Genomic DNA, 26211 nt, shown 5'->3' on the forward strand with positions numbered 1-26211 from the left:
AGGTGCGGGCGCCATCAAGAACGCATTTTCGGCCAATCATTCGTTCGAACGGCAGGGATTGCGGCGAAGGGGACGCGATGACGCAGAACGGCGGGCCGGGAGGTCCGATCGAGCACGGATTTCCGCACCTCGCGACGGTGCGGGCCGCGATCACCGCGCTCTTCCGGCGCCTGTCGGCGGAGGGGATCCGCGCCTACGCCGCGAGCGTCGCGCCCGCCGACGCCGCTTTCGACGCCGCCGACGACCTGCACCTGGGCGCGCAGCGGGTGGCCTCGGCCATGGTGCGCGCCCTCCGGCTGCCCGATGCGCGCATGGTGGTCGCCTTCCGGCCGATGGAGCAGGCGGCCACCGTGGAACTGGCCGCGGGCCCCGAGTACTTCGTCGAGGTCAGCGACCGCTTCCGCACCCACCGCCGGGACCTGGCGGCGGCTCTGTCCCACGAGGTCACCCACGTGCTGCTGCACCGGCTGGGCCTGCGCTCCCCCGGCACCGGGGCGAACGAGATCCTCACCGACACCGCCGCCGTCTACCTCGGGGCGGGCTGGCTGCTGCTCGACGCCTACCGCGAGGACGCGCTCACCCATCAGAAGTTCGGCTACCTCACACCGGAGGAGTTCGGCTACGTCCTCGCCCGACGGGCGGCCCTGTTCGGCGAGGACCCCTCCACCTGGTTCACCAGCCCGCAGGCGTACGAGGCGTACGTGCGCGGGCGTGCGCAGGCCGAGCGGGACCACCGCCGGCCCCCGCTGGCGGCCGCGGGCCCGCTGGCCCGGCGGCGGTACGCGAAGGCGCGGCGCGCCGGAATCACCTCGACCGACGGACCGGCGGACGGACCCGCGGACGGACCGGGGTACCGCTTCGAGGCCGACGGCTCCGGACCCGGACTGCGGGTGAGCTTCCCCTGCCCGGTCTGCGGGCAGCGGCTGCGGCTGCCGGTGCGCGGGCGGCTCCGGGCCCGGTGCGGCCTGTGCCGCACCGTGCTCGACTGCGAGACCTAGTGCCAGGAGGCATCCGGACGATCTTCATTCACCGGTCGGCCACGAAAAGTTTCTTACCGGCCAGTAGACATGGGGGCGGATCTCGCCAACTCTGGTCGCGTACACGTCAATTCGTGACCGAGGAGCGCCCCCCATGCGCAGCACCCGCCGCACCCGCATGTCCCGTACCGCCGCCGTCGGCGTGGCCGCAGCCGCCACCGTCATGACGCTGGTTCCGGCCGCCGCCGCCCAGGCGGCCCCCGCCGCCGCGCCGGCGACGGCGCCCGCGTCCGTCTCCGTGTCCGCCTCCGCTCCCGGCGGCAACGCGGCGATCCTCGGCATCGACTACGCCACCTGGCAGCGGGACGTGGCCGCCGCCGTCGACGCGGCCCGCCCCGGCATCGAGCAGCGCATCGCCGCCTCGACCGCCGGCGAGAAGCCGGCCCTCGTCCTCGACATCGACAACACCTCGCTGGAGACGGACTTCCACTGGTTCTGGACGTTCCCGACCCCGGCGATCGCCAAGGTCCGCGACCTGACCCAGTACGCGAACGCGCACGGGGTCGCCGTCTTCTTCGTCACCGCCCGCCCGGGGATCATCCACTCCCTCACCGAGCGCAACCTCAAGGCGGTCGGCTACCCGGTCTCGGGGCTCTACGTCCGTGACCTGCCCGACCTGTTCGACGAGGTGAGCGCCTACAAGACGGGCAAGCGCGCGGAGATCGAGGCCCGCGGCTACACGATCATCGCCAACATCGGCAACAGCCCGACCGACCTCGTCGGCGGTCACGCCGAACGCACCGTCAAGCTGCCGGACTACAACGGCAAGCTGTCCTGACCCGAGGGTTCCCCGCCCGGGGGTGCGAGCGCCGCGGCGATGGCGTTGGCCGCCGCCCAGCCGAAGGCCATCGCCGGGCCGATCGTGGCGCCCGGGCCCGGGTAGGTCGCGCCCATCACCGCCGCCGAGCAGTTCCCGGAGGCGTAGAGGCCGGCGATCGGCGCGCCGTCCTCGCGGAGCACCCGGCCGTCCCCGTCCGTGACGAGGCCGCCCTTGGTGCCGATGTCGCCCGGGTGCACGGGGACCGCGTAGAAGGGCCCCTTGTCGAGGGGCGCCAGGTTGGGGTTGGCCAGCGTCGGGTCGCCGTAGTAGCGGTCGTAGACGCTGGTCCCCCGGCCGAAGTCCTCGTCGGTGCCCCGCTCGGCGAAGCCGTTGAAGCGGCGGATCGCGGCGGGCAGGCCGGGCGCCGCGATCCGGCGGGCCAGCTCCTCCACCGTGTCGGCCTTCTTCAGGAACCCGCTCTCCAGCCACCGCCCGGGGAAGGGCTGTCCGGGGAGGAGGCCGGCGAAGAGGTACCGGGCCTTGGAGCGGGCGTCGAGGACCAGCCAGGACGGTACGGTCCGCGCCCCGGGGCGGTCGGCGGCGTACATCCGGTCGACGAACGCGTGGTAGGGGGCGGCCTCGTTGGCGTACCGCTCCCCCGCCTCGTTGACGATGACCATGCCCGGGATGCCCCGGTCGGCGACGAGGAAGAACGGCTTCTCGCCGGGCGGGCACACCGAGGGCGCGCCCCACACCTGGTCCAGCAGGTCGGTGGCGGCCCCCAACGCCTCACCGCAGCGCAGGGCGTCGCCGGTCTGGCCCTCCGAGGCGTGCGTCCAGGCCGTCGACGTCGGGTGCGGCAGGTGCTTCTCGCGCAGCGCCTGGTCGTGCGAGAACCCGCCCGAGGCCAGCACCACCCCGCCCCGGGCCCGTACGGTCACCGTCCGCCCGGCCCGGGTGACCCGTACGCCCGTCACCCGGCCCGCCGCGTCCGTGACCAGCCCGGTCAGCGGCGCCGACAGCCACAGGTCGCCGCCGAGGCGGTCCAGCGAGAGCCGCATCCGGGCGATCAGCGCCTCGCCGAGGGAGAGCAGCCTGCGGCCGGTGACCAGGGCCCCGAGCGCCCGCGCGGCGACCTTGAGGGAGGTCCTGCGGCCCGCCCAGGTCCGGCCGGCCATGTTCAGGAAGCGGAAGTCGTGGGACGTCATGGTCAGTCCGTACGTGGGCAGGCCCGCCCGGCGCATGGTGTGGCGGGCCTCCCCCAGCCGACCGAGGTCCACGATGCACGGTTCGACGGAGCGGCCCTGCGCCATGCCGCCCTGGGCCTCGGGGAAGTAGTCCGAGTAGCCGGGGGTGTACATGAAGCGGATCTCGGTGCGTTCGTGGAACTCCGCGACCATGCGCGGCCCGTGGGTGAGGTACGCGTCCTTGCGGGCGGCCGGGACCCGGTCGCCGACGGTGGCGTCGAGGTAGGCGCGGGCCTTCTCCCGGGTGTCGGCGAGGGCCGCCCGGTCGAGGTGGAGGTTGCCGGGGACCCAGATCGCGCCGCCGGACAGGGCGGTGGAGCCGCCGTACTTGTCGGTCTTCTCGACCACGAGGACGCTCAGGCCGCGCAGCCGGGCGGTGACGGCCGCGGCGAAGCCGGCGGCGCCGGATCCCACGACCACCACGTCGTACTCGGGGTCGTTCACAGAGGTCATGCGAAGGCTCCGGTGGCGTAGTCGCTGCGGAAGTAGAGCAGGGGCGCGCCGCCGTCGCGGGCGGCCAGGCCGAGGATCCGGGCGGTCACGAGGTGGTGGTCCCCGGCCTCGTGGACGGTTTCGAGGGCGCAGTCGAGGGTGGCGAGCGCCCCGGTGATGTGGACGGCGCCGTGCCGCGACGCCTCCCACCCCACCCCCTGGAACTTGTCGCCTCCCCGGCGCCCGAGTTGCTCGCAGACCGTGCGCTGCTCCTCGGCGAGGATGCTGATCCCGAAGCGGCCGGCCGCCCGTACGGCGGGCCAGCTGGAGGAGGACCTGCCCACGCACAGCAGGACCAGCGGCGGGTCCAGGGAGAGCGAGGCGAAGGACTGGCAGGCCAGGCCCGCCGGGCGGCCGTCCTCCCCGACGGCCGCCACGACGGTGATGCCGGAGGCGAAGGCTCCGAGGACCTCGCGGAAGGCCCGTGGGTCGATCAGGCGCTCCACTGGTGGCCCCAGAAGCTGTCCGCGGTGATCTCCTTCGCCGTCCAGGTGGCGGGGTCCACGACGAGCCCGTCCCAGCCGTACTCGACCTGGAACCCGCCGGGGGCCTGCGCGTAGAAGGAGACCATGTGGTCGTTGGAGTGCCGGCCGAGGGTGGAGGCGATGGGGATGCCCGCGGCGTTCATCCGGTCCAGGCAGTAGCCGACGTCGTCGAGGGTCGCCAGCTCGACCATGAAGTGGACGATGCCGGGCGGCAGTTCGCCGGGGTAGAGGCCGAGGCTGTGGTGGCGGCGGTTCGGGCTGAGGAAGTGCATCCGGTAGGGGTCCCGGCCGGGCCTGCCGGTGGGGACCGCGGCCGGGGGCAGCTTCATCGAGTCGCGCAGCTGGAAGCCGAGGAGGTTCTCGTAGAAGTCGAGGGTGGCCTCGGTGTCGGGGGCGGGCAGGACCACGTGGCCCAGGCCCAGCGGCTCGCCGGAGGCGGTCGCGGTCACGAAGCGGTTCCCGTACGGGGCGGCGAGCGGGCTGTGGTCCTGTGCCTGGCCCCAGTAGATCTCCAACGGGTTGCCGCTGGGGTCCGTGCAGTGGATCAGGCCCTGGACGCGCCGGTCGGCGAGGGTCTCGTCGTCGGCCGCCTTGACGGCGTGCCCGGTGGCCTCCAGGACGGCGGCCGCCTCCTGCAGGGCCCTGGCGGAGGCGACTTCGAAGCCTGCGGCGAGCAGCCGGTCCCGGCTGCCGGCGACGAACTGGAAGCGGTGGACGCGGTCGTCGATGCGGACGTTCAGCAGGGTGTCGGTGGTGCCCTCGGCCTCGGTCATGCCGAGGACGTCCAGGACGTAGGTGCGCCAGGCGGGGAGGTCGGTGGTCTCGATGCGGAGGTAGCCGAGCGTGCGGATGTCCGTACCCATGGGTGTCCTCGGTTCTGTGGTCAATGCGCGAAGAAGTCGGCGGCCAGGCGGTTGAACTCGTCGAAGGCCTCGGTCTGCGCCCAGTGGCCGCAGCGCGGGAAGACGTGCAGCCGGGCGTCGGGGATGGCCTTGAGCGCGAGCAGCGCGCCGTCGAGGGGGTTGACGCGGTCCTCGCGGCCCCAGGTGAGCAGGGTGGGGTGGCAGATGCGGTGGGCCTCGCGCCAGAGCAGGGTGTCCTGCTGCCAGGCCGGGTTGGCGAAGGAGGCGCCCATCCGGGCGTTGCCGAGCCGGGCGTCGGGGTCCATGGCCTGGGTGTAGCGCTCCTCGACGAGTTCGTCGGTGACGAGCGAGGGGTCGTGCACGAGGGTCGTGAGGAAGGCGCGCATCTGCTCGCGGGTCGGTTCGGCGGCGAGGCTGAACTCGAAGAGGCGCCGGATGCCTTCGGTGGGGTCGGCCGAGAAGAGGTTGACGGAGATGCCGCCGGGGCCCATGAGCAGGAGCTTGTCGACCTTCTCGGGGTGGTCGAGGGACATCCGGACGGCTGCGCCGCCGCCCAGGGAGTTGCCGATGAAGTGGGCCTTGTCGATGCCGAGTTCGTCCATGAGGGCGGCGATCGCGGCGGCGCTGAAGCTGAAGTAGTCGCGGTCGGGTTCGGGCTTGTCGGAGCGGCCGTAGCAGGGCTGGTCGACGAGCAGGGTGCGGAACCGCTCGGCGAAGAAGGGCAGGTTGCGGCCGAAGTTGGACCATGCGGAAGCGCCGGGTCCGCCGCCGTGGAGCAGGATGAGGACGGGGGCTTCGCTCGGACCCGCCTCGTGGAAGTGGAGGGTGAGCTTTCCGGCCCGGGCGGTGCGCGAGGTGTTCTCGTAAGTGATCATCACAACATCGTGTCCTGGATGTCGAGGCCGAGTGCACCCTGGCCGAAGAGGACCAGGGCCCGCTCGGGGTCGTTGGCGGCGTGCCCCCGCCCGGTGTGGACGTCGCGCCAGGCCCGCTGGACCGGGTTCGGGCCGGTCCGCATGGCGCTGCCGCCCGCGTTCTCCATCAGCAGGTCGACGGCGGCGACGCACCGTTCGGTGGCGATGACCTGGTCGCGGCGGGCCCGGGTGCGCAGCGGCAGCGGGAGTTCGGCGCCGCGTTCGGCGAGGGCGTAGAGCTCGTCGATGTTGCGCCGGAGCTGGAGCCAGGAGGCGTCGATGTCGCTGGCGGCGCGGGCGATGCGGACCTGGGCGAAGGGGTCCTCGGCGACCTGCTGGCCGTAGGAGACGCGCAGCCGGTCGCGGGTCGCGGCTACGTAGCCCTCGTAGGCGCCCTCGGCGATCCCGACGATCGGGGTGGAGATGGTGGTGGTGAAGACGGCGGCGTACGGGAGCCGGTAGAGCGGTTCGGGGTTGACCGCGTGGCCGGGGACCTTGAGGGCGGTGACCGGGCCGAAGCTCAGCGCGCGGTGTTCGGGGACGAACACCTGCTCCAGGACGAGGTCGTTGGAGCCGGAGCCGCGCAGCCCGACGGTGTCCCAGACCTCGTCGATGCGGTACTGGGTGCGCGGGACGAGGAAGGTCCGCATGTCCACGGGCCGGCCCTCGGCGTCGGTGACGAGCCCGCCGAGCAGGGCCCAGTCGGCGTGGTCGCAGCCGGAGGAGAAGTGCCAGCGGCCGGTGAGGGTGAATCCTCCGTCGACGGGGGTGACCTTGCCGGTGGGGGCGTAGGAGGAGCAGATGCGGGTGTCGGGGTCGGCGCCCCAGACCTCGTCCTGGGCGCGGGGGTCGTAGAGGGCGACGTGCCAGGGGTGGACGCCGAGGACGGAGGCGACCCAGCCGGTGGAGCCGCAGGCCTTGGCCGTCTCCTTGACGGCGGCGTAGAAGAGCGCGGGGTTCGCGGCGCGGCCGCCGTGGGCCCGGGGCTGGAGGAGGCGGAAGAAGCCGGTGTCCGCCAGCTCCTTGACGGTCTCCTCGGGGACCTTGCGGCGGGCCTCCGCCTCGGCGGCGCGTTCGCGCAGGGCCGGGGCGAGGGCGCGGACGGCATCGAGGACGTCTTCGTCGCTCATGGTGTCCCTTCTCGGGGTCGGCGGCTTCGAGGTGCGGTGAACGTACGCCCGGCGGTCGGGGGCGTGGAACGGAGCGTTCCCGCTGAGTGGGAAGCCGCCCCGCACCGTCGACATGGCTATCTGAAGTATTACTGAATGAAATACATCGCTCCCGGTCCTTCCCTCCGCCCGGGAGCCCGTGGCAGGGTCGCCCCAACGCCTCACGCAGGGGGTTTCTCGTGCTTGACCAGGCCACGGACACCGAGCTCGGACCGCTGTCGCTGCTGGAGAAGGCCGCGCGGGTGCTGGGCGCCTTCGACGGGCCGCAGCCGCGCCTCTCGCTCACCGAGGTCGTCCGCCGCTCCGGGATCCCGCGCTCCTCCGCCCACCGGATCCTCGACCAACTGGTGCGGCTGCGCTGGCTGGACCGCGAGGGCCGGGACTACCGGATGGGCATGCGGATGCTGGAGCTCGGCGCGCTCGCCTCCCACCACAACCGGCTGCGCCGGGCCGCCCTGCCCCTGCTGCACGCACTGCACGAACAGACCGGACAGCTGGTCCACCTGTCGGTGCTGGACGGGGCCGAGGTGGTCTGCCTGGAGCGGATCGGCGGCTCGGAGGCCACCACGGTGCCCTCGCGGGTCGGCGGCCGGATGCCCGCCCACTGCACGGCCGCCGGCAAGGCGATGCTCGCCTTCGGCGATCCGGGGGCGGTGGAGCACGTCCTGGCCCAGGGGCTGCGGCCGCGCACGGCCCGGACGCTGATCAGGCCGCTCGCACTGCGCGCCGAACTGGCGGCCACCCTCGAGCGGGGGGTGGCCTACGACCGGGAGGAGAGCTTCCGGGGCGTCTCCTGCGTGGCGGCGCCGCTGCGGGGCGCGGGCCGCGCGGTGGCGGCGGTCTCGGTGTCCTGCTGCCGGGGCGAGCGCGAACTGGCCCGGCTGGCGCCGGCGGTGGCGGCCTGCGCGCGGTCGGTCTGGCGCGAACTGTACGGGCCCGGGCGGGCCGGGCGGGCTCCCGCCGCACGGCCGCAGGACCTGGAGCCGGCGGTCTCGGAACAGGCGATGGACAACATGATGGGCTGGCTGCGGTTCAGCGAGTGGATGTAGCGGGTAGTCATGTCCCACCGCACGAAACGAAGACCCGGTCCCGACCCCTCGCCAGGGGGCCGGGCCCGCTTCGTTCGGGGCCCTAGAGCGTCACCGGCTCCACCGTGCCGGAGCAGCGGGCCCGTTCGGCGGCCAGGACCGTCAGGTGGCTGGTGAGCGACTCCCGCGGGCCGGACCTGACCAGGCCGGGGTCGCCGGTGGCGATGGCGGCGACGAAGGCGTCCATGAGGCCGGCGTCGCCGCCGCCGTGGCCGCCCGCGGCGTCCATCGGCCCGCCCGCGCCGATGGCGACCTGCTCCTCGGTGCGGGTCAGGAAGTCGTAGACCGTGATGGTGCGGCCGTCGCCCCGCAGTTCGCCGCGGGTGCCGAAGATCCGGGTGTGGCGGTCCGCCTGCTCGGTGAAGGCGGTCATGGTGAAGGTGGCCGTCGCCCCCGAGTCGAACTCCATCGCCACCACCTGGTGGTCGACGACGTCGTTGTCGCACGCGTACACGCACCGCCCGTAGGGCCCCTCCCGCAGGGCGGTCTCCAGGGCCCGCGGGGTGAACTCGTCGATCAGCACGCTCAGCGGCCAGCGGTGGCGGCCGTCGGCCAGCCGGTCGCCGTACTCGCGTGCCGCGGAGTACGGGCAGTCCGGCTCGACCGAGCAGTCCAGGCAGCGGTCCGCCGCACCCGGCGGCCGGTTCTCGGGCCGGAAGTGGGAGAGGCGGCCGAAGCTGGAGACCCGTACGGGCGGGCGCCCCAGCACGTACTGGAGCCAGTCCAGGTCGTGGCAGGACTTGGCCATCAGCATGGTCGTCGCCTCGTCGGCGCGCCGCCAGTTGCCCCGTACGAACGAGTGGGCCTGGTGCCAGAAGCCGACAGGCTCCAGGTGCTGGACGCTCACGATGTCGCCGATGCGGCCGGAGTCGACGACGTCCTTGAGGGTCCGCGTGTAGGGCGTGTAGCGCAGGACGTGCCCGACGGAGAGGATGACGCCGGCCCGCTCGACGGCGTCGACGATGCGCCGGCACTCCTCCTCCGTGAGGGCCATCGGCTTCTCCAGCATGATGTGGTAGCCGAGCGCGGCGAACGCGAGGACCGGCTCCAGGTGGTCGCGGTCCAGGGTGCAGACGAGCACCGCGTCCGCGATCCGGCCGAGGGCGGCCAGCTCCCGCCAGTCGCCGAGTACGTGACGGGCGTCGATGCCGTGGGCGGCGGCGAGCCGCTCCCGCCGGGCCGCGCGCGGCTCGGCGACCGCGACCACCCGGGCCCGGTCCGGATGGGCCAGGGCCCATCCGGCGTGGCCGCTCCCCCGGTCCCCCGCCCCGACGACGGCGAGCGTGATGGTGTCGGACATGGTCCCAGCCCCGCTTCCCGAACCGATTGCCGTGCGCGGCAAGCGCTTTCCCCGGAGAAGCTAGCGGCCGCGCGTCCTGCCCGACACCCCCTTCACCCGTACGTGATCCGCACGGCGGGGCCGAGCGGGAGGGCCTGGCAGGCCAGGACGTAGCCCTCGGCCAGGTCCGCCTCGTCGAGGACCTCGTTGCGGGTCATCTCCACCTCGCCCTCGACGACCCGGCAGCAGCAGGCGCTGCAGGCGCCCTCCCTGCAGGAGTACGGGGCCGGCAGGCCCGCGGCGAGCAGCGCGTCGAGCAGCGGGGTCCCGTCGGGCCAGGGCACGGTGTGCCGGGTGCCGTCGAGTTCCACCTCGGCGGTGGCGCGGGCCTGCGCCCCGGCCGGTGGCGCGGCGGGCGCGAAGACGTCCGCGCCCAGCGAGAAGTACCGCTCGCGGTGGATCGCGTGCGGCGCCGCCCCGGCCGCACGGAGGGCGGTCTCGGCGGCGTCCATCAGCGGGCCGGGCCCGCACAGGTAGGCCTCGCGGCCGGCGTACGGGGCCACCAGCGGCCCGAGCCGCGCGGCGGTCGGCAGCCCCTGGAGGCTCTCCAGCCAGTGGACGACGGCCAGCCGCTCCGGATGCGCCTGGGCCAGCTCCCGCAGCTCGTCCCGGAAGATCACCGAGGCGGGGTCCCGGTTCGCGTACACGAGCACGACCCGGCACCGGCCGGCGGCCAGCGCTGACTTGGCGAGGGAGAGCACCGGGGTGATCCCGCTGCCTCCCGCCACCAGCAGGAGGTCCCGGTCGAGGCCGCCGGGGCCCGGGGTGAAGGTGCCGGCGGGCGGCAGCACCTCCAGCTCGTCCCCCGCGGCCACCTCCTCACAGATCCAGCCGGAGCCGAGCCCGCCGGGCACCCGCTTGGCGGTGATCCGCATCGGCTCGCCGGTGTGCGGGGAGCTGGCCAGGGAGTAGCAGCGGGCCGCGCCGCCGGGGATCCGGAGGGTGAGGAACTGCCCGGGGGCGTACGGGAGTTCCGCGTCGAGGACGAGGGAGACCGCCTCCGGGGTCTCCTGGACGCGTTCCAGGACGCGGACCCGCAGGACGCCGGGGGCCGCGCCCGGAGCCGGAGCCGGGGCCGGGCCGGCGGGACGGGCCGCGCGGGCCGGCGTAGCAGGAGCGAGGTCACGGGACATCGGCGGGCACCTCCAGGCGGCCCTCGCGGACGGCCGCCTCGATGCTCGTGCGCAGGGCCGGGCAGGAGCGGACGCGGCCGCCGAGCCGCCCGGCCGCCACCTCGGCGGCGATGCGCGGGCAGAGCGCGGCGGCGTCGCCGGTCCACTGGACCTGGGTGTGCGCAGGGCTGAACTTCTCGCACAGCACGCGGTTCCCGCACTCCCCGCAGGCGACGGGGCGCATCACCGGGACTCGGCCCGGCGGGCCAGGTTCTCGGCGACCTCGGCCTTCCAGGCCGCGGTGGCCCGGGTGGTGTCGATCTCGAACTCGAAGCGCCGGACCATCGCGTCCTCGACGTCGGCGACGTCCACGTAGAACTGCCGGTACCAGCGGCGGAGCTGGTAGACGGGGCCGTCCTCCTCGGTGAGCAGGGGGTTGTCGATGCGGGTCTTGTTCTTCCAGATCTCGACGTCCTGCTCGAAGCCGACGGCGAGGCCCTCGGAGGTGAGGCGGGCGGCGTCGGCGGCCTGTGCGTCGCTCATGCCGGGGAGCTTCTTGACGATCGCCCCGTACATGAGCATGAAGCTGTTCTCGTCGATCGGGTAATGGCAGTTGATCAGGACGGATTCCAGCTCCAGGCCGCCGCCGACATCGCTCCACAGCTGGTCGATCATGTACGAGGGCCCGTGGTAGGAGGCGTCGGAGCGCAGGCCGCCGCCGGTGGAGAGGGTGCCGAGGTCCACGTCCCCGCGCGGGGTGGACTCCATGTACTGGGTGGCCACGTGCCCGTCGAAGACGTTCTTGAAGTAGTGCGGGAAGGCGTAGTGCACGTAGTAGAAGTGCGCCATGTCCACGACGTTGTCGACGATCTCGCGGCAGTGGGAGTTCTCCACGCGCAGGGAGTCCCAGCTCCAGTCGCTCCATTCGGGGCTGCCGACGCCCTCGATCTCGGGGATGGTGACGCCGGCGGGCGGCGGATTGCCCTCGGGGTCGTGCCAGACGTAGAGCTGGCCGTTGCGTTCCAGGGCGGTCCACGCGCGGGTGCGGGCGCGGGGCGGGACGCGGCGGGCGTAGGGGATGGCGGCGCAGCGGCCGTCGCCGGACCAGCGCCAGTCGTGGAAGGGGCAGGCGAGGGTGTCGCCCTTGACGGTGCCGTGGGCGAGGTTGCCGCCCATGTGGGGGCAGTAGGCGTTCAGGACGTGCAGGGTGTCGGTGTCCTCGCTGCGGAAGACGACGAGGCGGGTGCCGAAGGCTTCGATCTCGTGCGGGGTTCCGTCCCGGAAGGGGGCGGCGAGGCCGAGGCAGTGCCAGCCTCGGGCGAAGCGGGTTGGCAGTGCGGCCGCCTCGATGACGCGGGGTCCTTCTTCGGCTTCGCTCGGTGCGGTCATGGGGCCCTCCACTTCGTTGGGGTGAGCGGTGTGGTGCCGGTTCGCGGTCGGCTGCGGCGCCGTGTGCTGGGGCTCCGCCCCAGACCCCGCGCCTCAAACGCCGGCGGGGCTGGATGGGCGCGGCTCAAACAGCCGGCCGTGCTGGGTGGGTGCGCCTCAATCGCCGGTGGGGCTGGATGTGGCGAGGCCTAGCGGTCAGCGGCCAGTTCCAGCGCGATGTCGATGAGTTGGTCTTCCTGGCCGCCGACCAGGCGGCGTTCGCCCGCGCGCAGCAGGATCTGCGCGCCGGGGACCCCGTAGCGCTCCGCCTGCCGGTAGGCGTGCTTGAGGAAGCTGGAGTAGACGCCGGCGTGCCCCATGAGGAGGGCCATGCGGTCGAGCCTGCATTCCTCGTCCATGACGGGGCGGACCACGTCCTCGGCCGCGTCGATGATCTTCAGGACGTCGATGCCGGTGCGGATGCCCATCTTCTGGCAGACGGCGGCGAAGGCCTCGACGGGGGTGTTGCCGGCGCCCGCGCCGAGGCGTCGGGTGGAGCCGTCGATCTGGAGGGCTCCGGCGCGTACGGCGGCGACCGAATTGCCCACGCCCAGGCCGAGGTTCTCGTGGCCGTGGAAGCCGACCTGGGCGTCGGCGCCGAGTTCGGCGACGAGCGCGGCGACCCGGTCGGTGACCTCGTCCATGACCATGGCCCCGGCGGAGTCGACGACGTACACGCACTGGCAGCCCGCGTCCGCCATGATCCGGGCCTGCCGGGCGAGGTCCTCGGGGGCGGTGGAGTGGGCCATCATCAGGAAGCCGACGGTCTCCAGCCCCATCTCGCGGGCCAGTCCGAAGTGCTGCACGGAGATGTCGGCCTCGGTGCAGTGGGTGGCGATCCGGCAGATCCGGCCGCCGTTCGCGTGGGCGGCCCGGATGTCGTCCTTGACGCCCAGTCCCGGCAGCATCAGGAAGGCGATCCTCGCGTTCCGTGCGGTCTCGGCGGCGATCCTGATGAGCTCCTGCTCTGGGGTCTTCGAGAATCCGTAGGTGAAGGAGGACCCGCCGAGGCCGTCCCCGTGGCTGACCTCGATGACGGGGACGCCCGCGGCGTCGAGCGCGGCGACGACCGAGCGGACGTCCTCGCCCGTGAACCGGTGGCGCTTGGCGTGCGAGCCGTCGCGCAGCGAGGAGTCGGTGATCCGGATGTCGAGGGTGTCGGAGTACGTGGTCACGCGGCGAGCCCCTTCGCGAACTCCTCGCCGACCTTGGTGGCGGCGGCGGTCATGATGTCGAGGTTTCCGGCGTACGGCGGCAGGTAGTCGCCCGCGCCCTCCACCTCCAGGAAGATCGTGACGCGGGACGTCCCGCGGCCGCCGGTGAGCGCGGAGGCCTCGTCGAACTGCGGCTCGGCGCGCAGCCGGTAGCCGGGGACGTACGAGGCCACGTCCTCGGCGACCTGTTTGACGGAGGCGGTGATGGCCTCGTGGTCGGCGTCGGGCGGGATCGCGCAGAAGACGGTGTCGCGCATGATCACCGGGGGTGCTGCGGGGTTGAGGATGATGACGGCCTTGCCGCGTGCGGCGCCGCCGATCTCCTCGATGCCGCGGGCGGTGGTGCGGGTGAACTCGTCGATGTTGGCGCGGGTGCCGGGGCCGGCCGAGAGGGAGGCGACGGACGCGACGATCTCGGCGTAGGCGACGGGGACCACGCGGGAGACCGCGTGGACCATGGGGATGGTGGCCTGGCCGCCACAGGTGATCATGTTGACGTTGGTGCGGTCCAGGTGGGCGGTCAGGTTCACGGGCGGGACGACGGCGGGGCCGACGGCGGCCGGGGTCAGGTCCACGGCCTTGATGCCGAGTTCGGCGTAGCGCGGGGCGTTGGCGCGGTGGACGCCGGCGGACGTGGCCTCGAAGAGGAGGTCGGGGAGTTCGTCCCGGGCGAGCAGCCCGTCGACGCCCGCATGGGAGGTCTCCAGACCGGCGCGGCGGGCCCGGGCGAGGCCCTCGCTGCCGGGGTCGACGCCGATCATCCAGCGCGGCTCGATGTACGGGGAACGCAGCAGCTTGTGGAGCAGGTCGGTCCCGATGTTCCCGGAGCCGACGATGGCCGCGGTGGCCTTCTTCGTCGTCACGTTCGCGGTCGCGTTCACGTTCACCTCAGCAGAAGGAGAGGGAGACCGGGCCGAGCCCGGTGAAGTCGGCGGTGTAGGTCCGTCCGGCGGCCACGTCCACGGCGCGGGTGCAGGAGCCGGGCAGGACGAGGTGGCCCTTGCGCAGCGGGACGCCGAACCGGGCGACGGTCCTGGCCAGCCAGGCGACGGCGGTGGCCGGATCGCCGAGCACGGCGTCGGCGCGGCCGGTGGCGAGGGTCCCGTCCGGGCCGGTGAGGCGCGCTTCGACGGACTTCGGGTCCAGCTCGCGCGGGTCGCGGCCCTCGCCGATGACGTAGCCGGCGGAGGAGGCGTTGTCGGCGATGGTGTCCGCGAGGGAGATCCGCCAGTCGGCGATCCGGCTGTCGATCAACTCCAGTGCGGGTACGACGCGTTCGGTGGCGGCCAGTACGTCGGCCTCGGTGCAGCCCTCGCCGGGCAGGTCGGCGCCGAGGACGAAGCCGACCTCGACCTCGATGCGGGGCGCGCAGTACGCGGCGACCGGGACGGGGGTGTCCTGGCGCAGTTCCATCGTGTCGAGGAGGTGGCCGTAGTCGGGCTCGTCGACGCCCATCATCGCCTGCATGACGGGGGACGAGAGGCCGACCTTGTGCCCGGTGACGGCGGCGCCCTCGGCGCAGCGGCGGCGGATGTTGAGGAGCTGGATCTCGTACGCGTCCTGCGCGCCGATGCCCTCGTAGAGCTCGGTCAGCGGGCGGACCGGGGACCTCCGTCGCTGCGCCGCGTACAGGAGCGCGGCGGCCTCGCGCCGGTGCCGGTCGTTCAGCATGGGGCCTCCCGGCTGCGGTGGTGTGTGGTGCGGCAGACGGTAGGCGGGGTGCGGTCGCGGGCGGGAGGGCGTGTTCCCGCTGAGCGGGAAAGGCTGTCGGCGCTCCGGGTGCTAGCCGCCATGCTCCGTTAACTCCATGGTCCAAAGAGCGTTTCGATTGCATTAAAGGCCGTCAGTAGCCCCCTGACCTGGCTTTCGATCGTTACTAAACTCTGTTAAGTTTTCTTCTGCCGATAACTCCTGAGGAGGGGGAAATGGCCACAACTCTGGGCCCTGCCATGCCCGTACCGGACGATCTCCGGTCGGTGATGCGCCTGTTCCCGACCGGCGTCACCGTGCTGTCGTCGGGACAGGGCGCACACGCGGCGGCGATGACCGCCAACTCGTTCGTCTCGATCTCGCTCGAACCGCCCCGCGTCCTGATCTCCGTCATGAAGTCCTCCCGGACCTACCCGGCGATCGACACCACCGGTGAGTTCCAGGTCCACCTGCTCTCCGACCGACAGGGCGACCTGGCGCGGCTGTTCGCCTCCCGCGACAAGCCGTTCGGGCGGGAGCTGGACGCGCACTTCACCACCGAGGGCGAGGGCGTGGAGGCCCGCCCGTACCTGCCCGGCGCACTGGCCTCCCTCGGCTGCCGGATCGAAGAGCGGTTCCCCGGCGGGGACCACACGCTCTTCCTCGGGCGCGTCGAACACGTGCGCCCCGGCGAGGACACCGGAGGGGCGCTGCTGTTCCACCGGGGCCGGCTCACCCCCGCCCCGGCGGGCGCGGCATGAGCCCCGGCGCCCCCGCCGCCCCGGCTGACCCCGCCGCCCCCGCTGCACCTGCCGTACGGGCCGTACGCGGCGCGACCACGGTGGCCGAGGACACCCCCCGGCACATCGCCGCCGCCACCCGCGCGCTCGTGAGCGAACTCCTGGCCCGCAACGGCGTGGAGCGCGCGGCCGTCATCAGCCTGTGGTTCACCTGCAGCCCGGACCTCACCAGCGACACCCCGGCCCTCGCCCTGCGCGAGGACGGCTGGGAGGTGCCCGCGCTGTGCGCGGCCGACACCGCCTGGGCCGGCGCTCCGGCCCGCACCGTACGCGTCCTGGCCCACGTCACCTCGTGCGGCCCGCTCGCACCCGTCTACCTCGGCGACTCCGCGCCCACCCGTCCCGCGCGGTCCCCCCGGTAGTCCGTCCCACCAGTCGTCCACCTCACCGACCACCCACATCACGATCGAGGTCGAGGCATGCCAGACCCGTACCTGTACCCGGATCTCAAGGCCGTACTGGAAGAACTCCAGCAGGCCCTCGGCGCGGAGCGCGTGCGGCACGACACCGCCGCCGCACCGCTGCCGCCGGACCCCAACGTCTCCGCGTTCGCCCCGCGCGACACCCGTGCCGTCCTGCGCCCCGGCTCCGTCGCCGACGTACGCGCCCTGGTCGGCGCCTTCCACCACGCCAAGGCCGCGGGCGCCGGACTCCCCGGCCTCCAGCCCGTCTCCACCGGCCGCAACTGGGGACTCGGCTCCAAGGAACCGGCCGCCGGGCCCGTCGTCCGCGTCGAACTGGACGGGCTCGACGCCCTGCGCGCGCTCGACACCGAAGCGGGCTACGCGGTCGTCGAGCCGGGCGTCACCCAGAAGGAACTCTCCGAACTGCTCGCCGGCACGGGGCGGATGCTGAACGTCACCGCGTCCTCCGGCCACACCAGCGTCCTCGGCAACACCGTGGACCGCGGGGTGGGCCTGCGCCACCAGCGCACCGAGGACCTGCTCGGCCTGGAGGTCGTCCTGCCCGACGGCGCGGTCGCGCACATCGGCTGGTGGCCCGGCGACGCCGCGCACGGCAAGGGCGACGGCTTCAACCCGCTGGGGCTCGGCCCCAGCCTGCTGCACCTGTTCACCCAGTCCGACCTCGGCATCGTCACCGCCGCCGTGGTCCGGCTGCTGCCCCGCCCGCTGCACCAGAGCACCGTCCGCGCGGGATTCCACCGCGAGACGCTGCACCGGGCCGTCGACGCGCTGCGCGTCTGGAAGGCGAACGGCCTGATCGCCGGCGTGATCAAGGTGTACGACACCGCCTCGACCGCCACGTACGGCGGCGGGGACACCGCCGGCGGCTACGTCGCCCACCTGAGCGTGGAGGGCACCGAACGCTCGGCCGCCGCCCTCAAGGCGGCCCTGCTGGCCGAGATGGCCGAGACGGGCCTGTTCACCTCGGTCACCTCCAGCGACGAGGAGCCGCCCGCCGACGAGGACGTCGTCGCCCACGTGGTGCACGCGGCCTACAGCGGTTCGGTCGCGCACAACGAACGGATGCTCGCCTCGGCCACCGGCGCCACCGCCGAGCGGGTCGACGCCGACGGCAACGGCTGGCTGTTCTTCCTGCCGTTCCTGCCCTTCGACGGCGCCTCGGTGGTCCGGGCCCTGGACATCCTCGACCGCATCCACCTGGCCACCGGCGTCCGGCCCGGCTCCACGGTCAACGCGCTCGACGCCGACGTCATCGACCTCGTCGTGTCCTTCCCCTTCGACCGCGCCGCGCAGACCGAGGCCGCCCACCGGGCGCTCGACCTCGCCCACCTCTGGTTCGGCGAGGCGGGTCTGCGGCCCTACCGGCTCGACTCCGGCCACGCCCGGGCCGCCACCGGTACGGCCGACACCACCGAGGCCGCCCTCCAGCGCGCCCTGCGCGAGGCCGTCGACCCGCACCGGGTCATGGCCGCCGGCCGCTACGCATGACCGCCGCCCCGTCCCACCCGCCCCGCACCCCTGATGAGAACGTGATGACGACGACGCCGTACGTACCCGACACCGCCGAAGCGATCCTGGACCGCGCCCGTGCGCTCGTGCCCGTCCTGCGGGAGAACTCCCCGCGCATCGAGGCCGAGCGCCGGCTGCCCGAGGACATCGTCGAACTGCTCCGCGGGGCCGGTGTGTTCCGCGCCGCCATGCCCAAGACCTGGGGCGGCCCGGAGCTGACCTCGATGCAGCAGGCCGAGCTCCTGGAGATCCTCTCCGCCGGCGACGTCTCCGTCGGCTGGTGCGCGATGATCGGCATGGACTCCGGCATCTACTCCGGCTACCTCGACGACGAGGTCGCCCGCGGCATGTGGCCCACCCTCGACATGGCCAACTCCGGCTGGATCTATCCGCAGGGCAAGGCGGTCCGGGTGCCCGGCGGCTTCCGGGTCACCGGCCGCTGGAAGTTCGGCTCCGGCTCCTCGCACTGCGACTGGCTGGGCGCCGGCGTCCACGTCGTCGGCGAGGACGGCGAGCCGGAAGCCGACCCGGTGACCGGCGCCGCGCGCCACTGGCGGGTGATGATCGCCCGCCCCGGCGACTACGAGTTCCATGACACCTGGCACACCACCGGCCTGGCCGGCTCCGGTTCGCAGGACTACTCCTGCACCGACCTGTTCGTGCCCGAGGAGCGTTCCTTCTCCTTCTCCGAGCCCAAGCGGACCGGCCCGCTGCACGCCACCCCGGACGCCATCCTGCGCAAGATGCCGGGCATCCCGCTCGGCATGGCGCGCGCCGCGCTGGACCACGTACGGGAGCTGGCCGCACAGCGGACCGACCGCGAGACCGGCACCCCGTGGCGCGAGGACTACCGGATCCAGTCGGCGATCGCCCGCCTGGAGGGCGAGCTGATCGCCGCCCGCGCCGGTGTATACAGCACCCTCCAGGTGCAGTGGGACGCGCTCGCCTCCGGTGACGTGCTGAGCGACGACGCCCGCGTGGCCACCGCCATCGCCCGCCGCCACGCGTTCCGTACGGCGCGCTCGATCGTCCACGAGCTCTTCGACCTCGTCGGCGGGTCGTCCGTCTACAAGCCCAACCCGCTGGACCGGTGGCTGCGCGACGCCAACACCATGTGCCAGCACGCCGTCGCCCAGGACTCCGTCCTCCAGCTCACCGGCAACGTCCTGCTGGGCGGCTCCTCCACCTCCCCGTTCTTCTAAAAACAGAGACGAGAGAAGCGTCCGACCGTCATGGATTCCATACGTGTTGTGCTGTTCACCGAAGTCAACTCCAAACTCGGATCACCCTTCCTGAGCATCCTGCACGGCCACCCGAACGTGGAGCTGGCCGCCCTGGTCACCTCACCGCCCGGGAAGCTGTGCGCGTACTTCACCGATGACGAGGAAGCCGTCGACGTCGCCGACCAGGCGCGCGCGCTGGGCGTACGCGTCCTGCGCCCGCGCTCGGCGAACGACCCCGACGCCGTGGAGGCCCTCGCCGCCCTGGACGCCGACTACTTCCTCGTCGGCAACTTCCAGCAGCTGCTGAAGGCTCCGCTGCTGGCCCTGCCGCGCCGCAGCGCGGTCAACTTCCACCCCTCGCCGCTGCCGGAGTTCGCGGGGCTGGCGCCCTTCTACTGGATGGTCCGCGAGGGGGCCACGGAGAGCTCGGTCTCCGCCATCGAGATGGGCGTCGAACTCGACGACGGCGACCTGCTGATGCAGCACCACATCCCGCTCTCGGGCCGCGAGACCGGCCTGGAGCTGCGCACCATGCAGGAGCGCGCCAACGTCCTGATGCTGCTCGACCTGATCCCGCACCTGGTGGAGGGCACCCTGGAGCGCACGCCCCAGGACCTGTCGCGCCGCTCCTACTTCGGGCGCCCCCGCGACGAGCACTACCGGCTCGACTTCGGCCGGCCGGCCGCCGTGGTGGAGCGCCACGTACGGGCCGCCTACCGCAACCCCGGTGCCTGGTTCACCGCCCCCGGCGGGCAGCGCATCCGGCTGCTGTCGGCGGCGTACGGGGAGGGCGGCGCTCCCGCACCCGGTGATCAGCCGCCCGGCACGCTGGTGCGCCACGGCGGCGGGCTGTACGTGGCGTGCGCGGACGGCGAGTGGCTGCGGCTGGTCACGGTGGAATGCGGTGGACGCGAGGTGGCGGTCGACGACCCGGCCCTCGCGCTCCTCGGCGAAGCGACGACGGTGGGATGAGAGATGTCTCTGTTCGAAGCGACCCAGCAGGCCGAGGTGCCCAGCGAGGTGCGGCGGGTCCTGCACGTACCGGCCGGCGGCGGCAAGGCCACCTGGCTGTCCGGTGACGTCTACAGCGTCAAGGCGGGCGCGGTCGAGACCGGCGGTTCCATCGCCGTGCTGGAGGCGTCCGTACCGCCCGGCGGCGGCCCTCCGCCGCACCGCCACGCCGACGAGGACGAGGCCTTCTACGTCCTGGACGGCCGGCTGACCATCCGTGTCGGCGAGAACACGTACGAGGCGGCCACCGGCGACTTCGTGTTCGTGCCGCGCGGTACGGCGCACCAGTTCCACAACCACGCGCTGCACACGGCGAAGCTGCTGCTGATCTTCACGCCGGGCGGGGTGGAGAACTTCTTCCTGGAGGCCGGTACGGAGCCCACTCCGGGCGTGCCGGTGCCGGTGGAGGACCCTCCGGGCGTGGCCGAGGTGGGGGCGCGGTACGGAGTGATTCCGGCCAGTTTCGACTGAGCCCGGACTGTCGTGCCGTCTTTCTGAAACGAACGGTTGGGAATGGGGTAGCCTCGTGCTCATGGCAAGGCCCAAGGAGTTCGACCCGCAGACCGCCCTCGTGGCGGCCATGGAGCTCTTCCGCCGCCAGGGGTACGAGGCCACCTCGATCCAGGACCTGGTGGACGCGCTGGGCATCAACCGCTCCAGCATGTACGCCGCCTACGGCTCCAAGCACGACCTCTACCTCAAGGCGCTGGACCTGTACTGCGCCGTCGAGGCGGACCGGGCCCGGCAGAACCTCGCCGAGTCCGACGAGGGTCCCGCCCTGCCGGTCCTGCGCTCCTTCCTCCTCTCCTACGTCGAGTCCGCGCTGGCCGATCCGCTGCGCGGCGGGTGCATGGTCACCCACGGCGTGCTGGAGCGACTGCCGGGGGACGCGAAGGCCGCCGAACGGCTCGGCGGGGCGCTGGGTTCCCTGGAGGAGGCCTTCGCCTACCTCCTGCTGCGGGCCCGGGTGGCCGGGGAGCTCGCGCCCGGCACCGACGTGCGCTCCACCGCCCGCCTCCTCGTCACCCTCACCCAGGGGCTGCGCGTCATGGAGCGGGCCGCGGACCGGGCCTACCTGACGCAGGTCGTCGACGAGGCCCTCAAGGGCCTGTCCTGTACCGGCTGACACCCGCCCGGCGTCCGGCTTCGCGGACCGACTGACCTTCAACCACCCTGCCCCGCACCTGAGTTGCGCCTGCCCACGTTCTGGAACGATCGTTTAGTTATAGAAAGGTTGTGACGGCCGTGCCCAAGGCCGTGTACGTCCTCGCCCTCGGCATCTTCGCCATGGTCACCAGCGAATTCGTGGTGGCCGGCCTGATGCCCCAGATCTCCGAGGGACTCGGGGCCACCATCCCCCAAGTCGGCTACCTGATCACCGCGTTCGCCGTGGCCATGGCCCTCGGCGGGCCCTTCCTGGCCACCGCCGTGCTCAAACTCCCGCACAAGAGCGCCCTGATGGTGCTCTTCGCGGTCTTCCTCGGCGGCAACATCCTGGCCGCCCTGTCCACCGACTACGTGACGATGGCCATCGGGCGCGTCATCACGGGTGTCGCCTCCTCCGCCTTCTTCGGCGTCTCGCTCTCGGTCGTCGCCGAGATCACCAAGCCGGAGATGCGCGGCAAGGCCATCGGCGCCGCCATGAACGGGCTGATGCTCGGCACCCTGCTCGGCCTGCCCATCTCCACCTTCGTCGGCGGCCAGCTCGGCTGGCGGGCGGCGTTCTGGGCGATCTCGGGGCTGACCGTGCTCGCGGCCCTCGCCACGATCGTCGGCGTCCCCTCCGTGACCGGCGCCGAGGGGGAGACCGGCCCCTCCGTGAAGGAGGAGATGCGCGCCTTCAAGAACCCGCGGCTGTGGCTGGTGTTCTCCACCTCCACGCTGATCATCGGCGCCACCTTCTCCGCCTTCAGCTACTTCACGCCGATCCTCACCGAGCTCACCGGCTTCAGCGAGGGCTCGGTGCCCTGGCTGCTCGTCGCCTACGGAGCCGCGACCGTCGTCGGCAACAACATCGTCGGGCGCTTCGCCGACAAGCACACCATCGTGACCCAGCTCATCGGGCTCGGCCTCAACATGGTCTTCCTGGCCGGCTTCGCCGTCTTCGCGGAGGTCACCGCGCCCGCACTGATCTTCATGATGGGCATCGGCCTGGTCGGCGTCACGATGAACCCCTGCATGATCACCCGGGTCCAGCGCACCGCGAACGCCCGCCCGCTGGTCAACACCGTGCACTCCTCCTTCATCACTCTCGGCATCGTCATCGGCTCCTGGCTCGGCGGTGTCGGCATCAACGTCTACGGACTCCGGGCCCCGCTCGTACTCGGCGTGATCATGGCCTTCCTCGGCCTGTTCACCCTCCTGCCGGACCTGCGGGCCAAGAAGGACGGCAGCGGCGGCGCCACCACGGCCGCCCCCGAGCCGCAGCCCGCCACGGCCTGAGCCCGCCACCCTTTCCCTTCTCCCAACTCCCCCGCACAGAAAAGGAATCAATGTGACCACCACTCTCCACGGCGTGGCCCTGGTGACCGGCGGCTCGCGCGGCATCGGCGCCGAGATCGCCCGTACGCTCGCCGCCCACGGCGCCGACGTCGCGATCACCTACCGCTCCAACAAGGAACAGGCCGAGGAGGTCGCCGGACAGGTACGGGCCCTCGGGCGGCGCGCCGTGGCCGTCGAGGCCGACGCCGCCGACGCCGAGGCCGTGACGGCCGCGGTGGAGCAGGTCGTACGCGAACTCGGCCCGGTGCGCATCCTCGTCAACAACGCCGGCTACGCGGACATGACCTGCCCGCCGCTCGCGGAGGTGCCGCTGGCCACCCTCGACCGGACCCTGGACATCAACGTCCGCGGCGCCTTCCTGACCGCGCAGGCCGTCTCCGTGGCCATGCCCGACGGCGGCCGCATCGTCAACGTCGGCTCCTGCCTCGCCACGCAGGTCCCCGCCCCGGGCTTCACCCCGTACGCCATGTCCAAGGCGGCGATCCACGGCCTGACCGTGGGCCTGGCCCGCGACCTGGGCGACCGCGCCATCACCGTCAACCAGGTGGCGCCGGGCTCCATCGACACCGACATGAACCCGGCCGACGGCCCCTCCGCCGACTTCCAGCGCGGCCTGAACGTCTTCGGCCGCTACGGCCGGGCCGCGGAGATCGCGAGCGCGGTCCTCTACCTGGCGAGCGACGAGGCCTCCTTCGTCACGGGCACCACGCTGACCGTCGACGGCGGCGCCAACGCCTGACCGGCAGGACACCCGGAACCGCCGGGCCCCGGAGGCGCATCGAGCCCCCGCTCGCCTCCGGGGCCCGGCCCCCAGCCCGGCCCCCAGCCCGTCAGACCCCCATCGCACAGCCCCGTACCGCACTCGCGCCACGCAAGGGAACCTGTCATGCCGAATCTGGACCGCCGCGGATTCCTCGCCGCCTCGGCCGTCGCCGCGGGCGCCGGGATAGCCGGCCCCCTCACCGCCACGGACGCTGCCGCCGCCTCCGCCCCCGCGCCGGCGGGCCCGAGGATCCTGCCCTCCGACGCCCGTTACCCCTCCCTCCGGACGGGCATCAACCGCCGCTACGTGGCCCGCCCCGAGCACGTCAAGATGGTCCGCTCGGCCCGGGACGCCGAGAACGCGCTGCGCGAGGCGATCGCCGGCCGCAAGCGGGTCTCCGTCCGCTCCGGCGGCCACTGCCTGGCCGACTTCACCTGCAACCCCGAGGTGGAGGTCCTCCTCGACTTCTCCGAGATGACCGGCGTCGGATACGACGAGCACCGCCGCGCCTTCTTCGTCGAGCCCGGCGCCCACCTCATGGCCGTCTACGAGGCCCTCTACAAGGGGTGGGGCGTCACCCTGCCCGGCGGGGTCTGCCACTCCGTCGGCGCGGGCGGCCACATCAGCGGCGGCGGCTACGGCCTCCTCTCCCGCGACTTCGGCCTGGTGGTCGACCACCTGTACGCCGTCGAGGTGGTCGTCCCGGGCAGCGGCGGCCGCCCCCGCACGGTCGTGGCCACCCGCGAGGCCGGCGATCCGCACCGCGAGCTGTGGTGGGCCCACACCGGAGGCGGCGGCGGCAACTTCGGCCTGATCACCCGCTACTGGTTCCGCACCCCCGGCACCGAACACGCGCCCCCGGAGCGGCAGCTGCCCGCCCCGCCGGCCCGGCTGCACGCCTCGGCCCTGGACCTGTCCTGGAGCGAGCTCACCGAGGACCGCTTCGTACGGCTCCTGCGCAACTACGGCGCCTGGCACGAGCGCAACTCCGGCCCGGACTCGCCGGGCCGCCACCTGTCCACCCTCTTCAACGCCAACGCCCGCCGGTTCGGCTCCCTCGCCCACTACGCCCAGTCCTCCTCCCGGGCCACCCTCGACGCGTACCTGGCCGCCCTGCTGGACGGCACCGGCCTGACCCCGCGACCCGTCGAGCGGCCCAGCGGCGAACTGGCGGCCATGCCCAACCTGTTCACCCCCCGCGAGCTGCCCTGGCTGGACGCGGCCCGCATGGTCGGCTCGCCCAACCCGGTCTGGGCCAACCCGCTGGCCCGGGTCGGCCTCAAGTCCGCGTACCACAAGCGCGACTTCACCGAACACCAGCTGAAGGCCGCGTACCAGCACCTGTCGCGGACCGACAACCCGGACACCTCGATGGTCCTGCTCTCCTTCGGGGGCGCCATCAACGCCCACGGCGAGGCGGACACCGCCGCCGCCCAGCGCGACTCCGTCTTCAAGGTCCTCTACCAGTCGATCTGGTCGGCCCCGCAGGACGACGAGAAGGAGACGGCCCGGCTGCGCGCCTTCTACGGCGACGTCTACGCCGAGACCGGCGGCGTCCCGGCGATCGGCGGGGGGACCGACGGCTGCTACATCAACTACCCGGACACCGACCTGGCCGACCCGGCGGTCAACACCTCCGGCGTCCCCTGGCACGAGCTCTTCTACAAGGGGAACTACGAGCGGCTGCGCGCGGTCAAGCGCGCCTACGACCCGCACGACGTGTTCCGGCACAAGCTCTCGGTCGCGCCGTGACGAAGGACGCCGGGCAGGTCTTCCGCGGCCGCCACCTGACGATGATGGCCATGGGCGGCGCGGTCGGCACCGGCCTCTTCGTCGGTTCGGCGCAGACCATCCGGGCCGCCGGCCCCGCCGCCCTCGTCAGTTACGCGCTGGCCGGGCTACTGGTGCTGCTGGTCATGCGGATGCTCGGGGAGATGGTCGCCGCCCGCCCGATGGCCGGGTCCTTCGCCGACTACGCCCGCCTCGCCCTCGGCGACTGGGCGGGCTTCACGGTCGGCTGGCTCTACTGGTACGCCTTCGTGGCCATCGTGGCCATCGAGGCGATCGCGGGCGGGCAGATCGTCCACGCCTGGCTGCCCCAGGTGCCGGCCTGGGCCTGCAGCCTCTTCCTGCTCGGCGGGCTGACGGCGGTGAACCTCCGCTCCTCGCGCTCCTTCGGCAGCGCGGAGTTCTGGTTCGCGGTCGTCAAGATCGGCGCGATCCTGGCCTTCCTCGCCCTGGGGACCGCGTACCTGCTGGGCGAGGGCCCGTCCGGTGCGCCGCTGGGGAACCTCACGGCGTACGGGGGTTTCGCCCCGCACGGCTTCGGCGCGGTCCTCACCGCCACCGTCGGCGTCGTCTTCGCCTTCGGCGGTACCGAGATCGTGGCGGTCGCGGCCGCCGAGTGCCCCGACCCGGGCCGGGCCGTGGCCCGCGCCACCCGTCAGATCGTCTGGCGGATCCTGGTGTTCTTCCTCGGCTCGGTCCTGCTGGTGCTCGCGATCGTGCCCTGGCCGCAGATCAGCGGCGACGAGAGCCCGTACGTGACGGCCCTGACCCGCATCGGGGTGCCCTTCGCCGGAACCGCCATGAGCGTGGTGATCCTGACCGCGCTGCTGTCGGTGCTGGGCTCCACGCTGTACGCCTCCTCGCGCATGCTGGCCACGCTCGCCGGGCACGGCGACGCGCCCCGGTGGGCGGCGGTGCCCCGGCGCGCGGTCCTGCTCGGCACCGTCGCGGGCTGCGGGGCCGTCGCGGCCCAGGCGGTCAGCCCCGGGCGGACGTTCCCGTTCCTGCTCAACTCGACCGGAGCGGTGCTGATCATCATGTACCTGGGGATCGCCGTCTCCCAGTTGGTCCTGCGGATCCGCACCGAGCGCTCCGCCCCCGGCCGGCTGACCTTCCGCATGTGGGGCTTCCCGTACCTGACGCTGCTGGTCATCGCCGCCTTCTCGGCGATCCTGTGCTCGATGCTGTTCACCGCGCAGACCCGCCCCCAGCTGCTGATGAGCCTCGGCAGCCTCGCGGTGGTGCTGGTGGCGTGCGCGCTCACCAAGGGCCGGAGGAGGGCCGCCGAGTTGCGGTTCGTCAACACGGTAAGGTAAGTAAACGGTGTTTGTACGGGGGTAGAAGACACTCTCG

The 26211-nt window shown here is 72.9% G+C and carries 26 protein-coding genes; 14 read left to right on the forward strand and 12 right to left on the reverse strand.

All coding sequences use genetic code 11. The features are described 5' to 3' along the window. The first annotated feature begins 77 nt into the window (after positions 1-77). A complete protein-coding gene (locus AB0D29_RS13090; RefSeq protein ID WP_362853871.1) occupies positions 78-998 on the forward strand; it encodes a hypothetical protein in 921 nt (306 codons plus the stop codon). A 133-nt stretch (positions 999-1131) separates the two neighbouring features. Continuing rightward, on the forward strand, positions 1132-1815 hold the full coding sequence (locus AB0D29_RS13095; protein ID WP_362853873.1) for an HAD family acid phosphatase: 684 nt from the start codon (positions 1132-1134) through the stop codon (positions 1813-1815). Here AB0D29_RS13095 and AB0D29_RS13100 read toward each other — a convergent pair. The 5 genes from AB0D29_RS13100 to hsaA are packed head-to-tail and all read right to left on the reverse strand — an operon-like array spanning position 1794 to position 6928. After that, entirely contained in the window at positions 1794-3497 is a 1704-nt protein-coding gene (locus AB0D29_RS13100; RefSeq protein ID WP_362853874.1) for an FAD-dependent oxidoreductase, read from the reverse strand. The genes AB0D29_RS13095 and AB0D29_RS13100 overlap by 22 nt on opposite strands. Beyond that, complete coding sequence (locus AB0D29_RS13105) at positions 3494-3982, reverse strand: flavin reductase family protein (RefSeq protein WP_362853876.1); 489 nt, start codon at positions 3980-3982, stop codon at positions 3494-3496. Before AB0D29_RS13105 ends, AB0D29_RS13100 begins: the two co-directional genes overlap by 4 nt. Further along, positions 3970-4884: a VOC family protein gene (locus AB0D29_RS13110; protein ID WP_362853877.1), complete on the reverse strand. Its 915-nt coding sequence runs from the start codon at positions 4882-4884 to the stop codon at positions 3970-3972. Before AB0D29_RS13110 ends, AB0D29_RS13105 begins: the two co-directional genes overlap by 13 nt. Positions 4885-4904: 20 nt before the next feature. Beyond that, positions 4905-5759, reverse strand: coding sequence for a 4,5:9,10-diseco-3-hydroxy-5,9,17-trioxoandrosta-1(10),2-diene-4-oate hydrolase (gene hsaD, locus AB0D29_RS13115; RefSeq protein WP_362853879.1), 855 nt, complete (start codon positions 5757-5759; stop codon positions 4905-4907). Beyond that, complete coding sequence (gene hsaA / locus AB0D29_RS13120; protein WP_362853880.1) at positions 5759-6928, reverse strand: 3-hydroxy-9,10-secoandrosta-1,3,5(10)-triene-9,17-dione monooxygenase oxygenase subunit; 1170 nt, start codon at positions 6926-6928, stop codon at positions 5759-5761. The genes hsaD and hsaA overlap by 1 nt, the downstream gene beginning before the upstream one ends. Before the next feature lie 218 nt (positions 6929-7146). On the opposite strand from hsaA, the gene AB0D29_RS13125 reads away from it, so the two are divergent. Beyond that, positions 7147-8016: an IclR family transcriptional regulator gene (locus tag AB0D29_RS13125; protein ID WP_362853881.1), complete on the forward strand. Its 870-nt coding sequence runs from the start codon at positions 7147-7149 to the stop codon at positions 8014-8016. 82 nt (positions 8017-8098) lie between these two features. Here the strand turns inward: AB0D29_RS13125 and AB0D29_RS13130 are convergent, their stop codons facing one another. The 7 genes from AB0D29_RS13130 to AB0D29_RS13160 all read right to left on the reverse strand — a co-directional run bounded on the left by AB0D29_RS13130 (position 8099) and on the right by AB0D29_RS13160 (position 14819). After that, entirely contained in the window at positions 8099-9355 is a 1257-nt protein-coding gene (locus tag AB0D29_RS13130) for a Gfo/Idh/MocA family oxidoreductase (protein ID WP_362853882.1), read from the reverse strand. A 92-nt stretch (positions 9356-9447) separates the two neighbouring features. Continuing rightward, positions 9448-10527 (reverse strand): ferredoxin--NADP reductase, encoded by a 1080-nt coding sequence (locus AB0D29_RS13135; RefSeq protein WP_362853883.1) that lies wholly within the window; start codon positions 10525-10527, stop codon positions 9448-9450. After that, entirely contained in the window at positions 10517-10750 is a 234-nt protein-coding gene (locus AB0D29_RS13140) for a hypothetical protein (protein ID WP_362853884.1), read from the reverse strand. The genes AB0D29_RS13135 and AB0D29_RS13140 overlap by 11 nt, the downstream gene beginning before the upstream one ends. Then, positions 10750-11895: a Rieske 2Fe-2S domain-containing protein gene (locus AB0D29_RS13145; protein WP_362853885.1), complete on the reverse strand. Its 1146-nt coding sequence runs from the start codon at positions 11893-11895 to the stop codon at positions 10750-10752. Before AB0D29_RS13145 ends, AB0D29_RS13140 begins: the two co-directional genes overlap by 1 nt. 188 nt (positions 11896-12083) lie before the next feature. Beyond that, the gene (dmpG, locus tag AB0D29_RS13150; RefSeq protein ID WP_362853886.1) at positions 12084-13109 is read right to left on the reverse strand and encodes a 4-hydroxy-2-oxovalerate aldolase; all 1026 of its coding nucleotides are present in this window, start codon (positions 13107-13109) and stop codon (positions 12084-12086) included. Next, complete coding sequence (locus tag AB0D29_RS13155; protein ID WP_362854033.1) at positions 13106-14011, reverse strand: acetaldehyde dehydrogenase (acetylating); 906 nt, start codon at positions 14009-14011, stop codon at positions 13106-13108. Before AB0D29_RS13155 ends, dmpG begins: the two co-directional genes overlap by 4 nt. Positions 14012-14036: 25 nt before the next feature. Beyond that, positions 14037-14819: a 2-keto-4-pentenoate hydratase gene (locus tag AB0D29_RS13160; protein ID WP_362853887.1), complete on the reverse strand. Its 783-nt coding sequence runs from the start codon at positions 14817-14819 to the stop codon at positions 14037-14039. Between the two features lie 254 nt (positions 14820-15073). Here AB0D29_RS13160 and AB0D29_RS13165 point away from each other — a divergent pair, with 254 nt between their 5' ends. From AB0D29_RS13165 to AB0D29_RS13215, 11 genes are all read left to right on the forward strand, one after another. Beyond that, positions 15074-15598 (forward strand): flavin reductase family protein, encoded by a 525-nt coding sequence (locus tag AB0D29_RS13165; RefSeq protein ID WP_362853888.1) that lies wholly within the window; start codon positions 15074-15076, stop codon positions 15596-15598. After that, complete coding sequence (locus tag AB0D29_RS13170) at positions 15595-15999, forward strand: chorismate mutase (protein WP_362853889.1); 405 nt, start codon at positions 15595-15597, stop codon at positions 15997-15999. Before AB0D29_RS13165 ends, AB0D29_RS13170 begins: the two co-directional genes overlap by 4 nt. Before the next feature lie 57 nt (positions 16000-16056). Continuing rightward, complete coding sequence (locus tag AB0D29_RS13175; protein ID WP_362853890.1) at positions 16057-17550, forward strand: FAD-binding oxidoreductase; 1494 nt, start codon at positions 16057-16059, stop codon at positions 17548-17550. A 44-nt stretch (positions 17551-17594) separates the two neighbouring features. Further along, positions 17595-18773: an acyl-CoA dehydrogenase family protein gene (locus AB0D29_RS13180; protein ID WP_362853891.1), complete on the forward strand. Its 1179-nt coding sequence runs from the start codon at positions 17595-17597 to the stop codon at positions 18771-18773. 30 nt (positions 18774-18803) lie between these two features. Continuing rightward, positions 18804-19766, forward strand: coding sequence for a formyltransferase family protein (locus AB0D29_RS13185; protein ID WP_362853892.1), 963 nt, complete (start codon positions 18804-18806; stop codon positions 19764-19766). Between the two features lie 3 nt (positions 19767-19769). Then, positions 19770-20276 carry a cupin domain-containing protein gene (locus tag AB0D29_RS13190; RefSeq protein WP_362853894.1) on the forward strand — a complete coding sequence of 169 codons (507 nt, stop codon included), beginning with the start codon at positions 19770-19772 and terminating at the stop codon, positions 20274-20276. A 61-nt stretch (positions 20277-20337) separates the two neighbouring features. Further along, positions 20338-20931, forward strand: a complete 594-nt coding sequence (locus AB0D29_RS13195; protein WP_362853896.1) for a TetR/AcrR family transcriptional regulator — start codon at positions 20338-20340, stop codon at positions 20929-20931. Between the two features lie 119 nt (positions 20932-21050). After that, positions 21051-22247 carry an MFS transporter gene (locus AB0D29_RS13200; protein ID WP_362853898.1) on the forward strand — a complete coding sequence of 399 codons (1197 nt, stop codon included), beginning with the start codon at positions 21051-21053 and terminating at the stop codon, positions 22245-22247. Positions 22248-22299: 52 nt separating this feature from the next. Beyond that, positions 22300-23046 carry an SDR family oxidoreductase gene (locus AB0D29_RS13205; protein ID WP_362853899.1) on the forward strand — a complete coding sequence of 249 codons (747 nt, stop codon included), beginning with the start codon at positions 22300-22302 and terminating at the stop codon, positions 23044-23046. Between the two features lie 147 nt (positions 23047-23193). Then, positions 23194-24822: a BBE domain-containing protein gene (locus AB0D29_RS13210; protein WP_362853901.1), complete on the forward strand. Its 1629-nt coding sequence runs from the start codon at positions 23194-23196 to the stop codon at positions 24820-24822. After that, positions 24819-26174 carry an amino acid permease gene (locus AB0D29_RS13215; RefSeq protein ID WP_362853902.1) on the forward strand — a complete coding sequence of 452 codons (1356 nt, stop codon included), beginning with the start codon at positions 24819-24821 and terminating at the stop codon, positions 26172-26174. The genes AB0D29_RS13210 and AB0D29_RS13215 overlap by 4 nt, the downstream gene beginning before the upstream one ends. The last annotated feature ends 37 nt before the right edge of the window (positions 26175-26211 follow it).

The sequence above is a fragment of the Streptomyces sp. NPDC048424 genome, assembly GCF_040651555.1.
GTDB lineage: Bacteria > Actinomycetota > Actinomycetes > Streptomycetales > Streptomycetaceae > Streptomyces.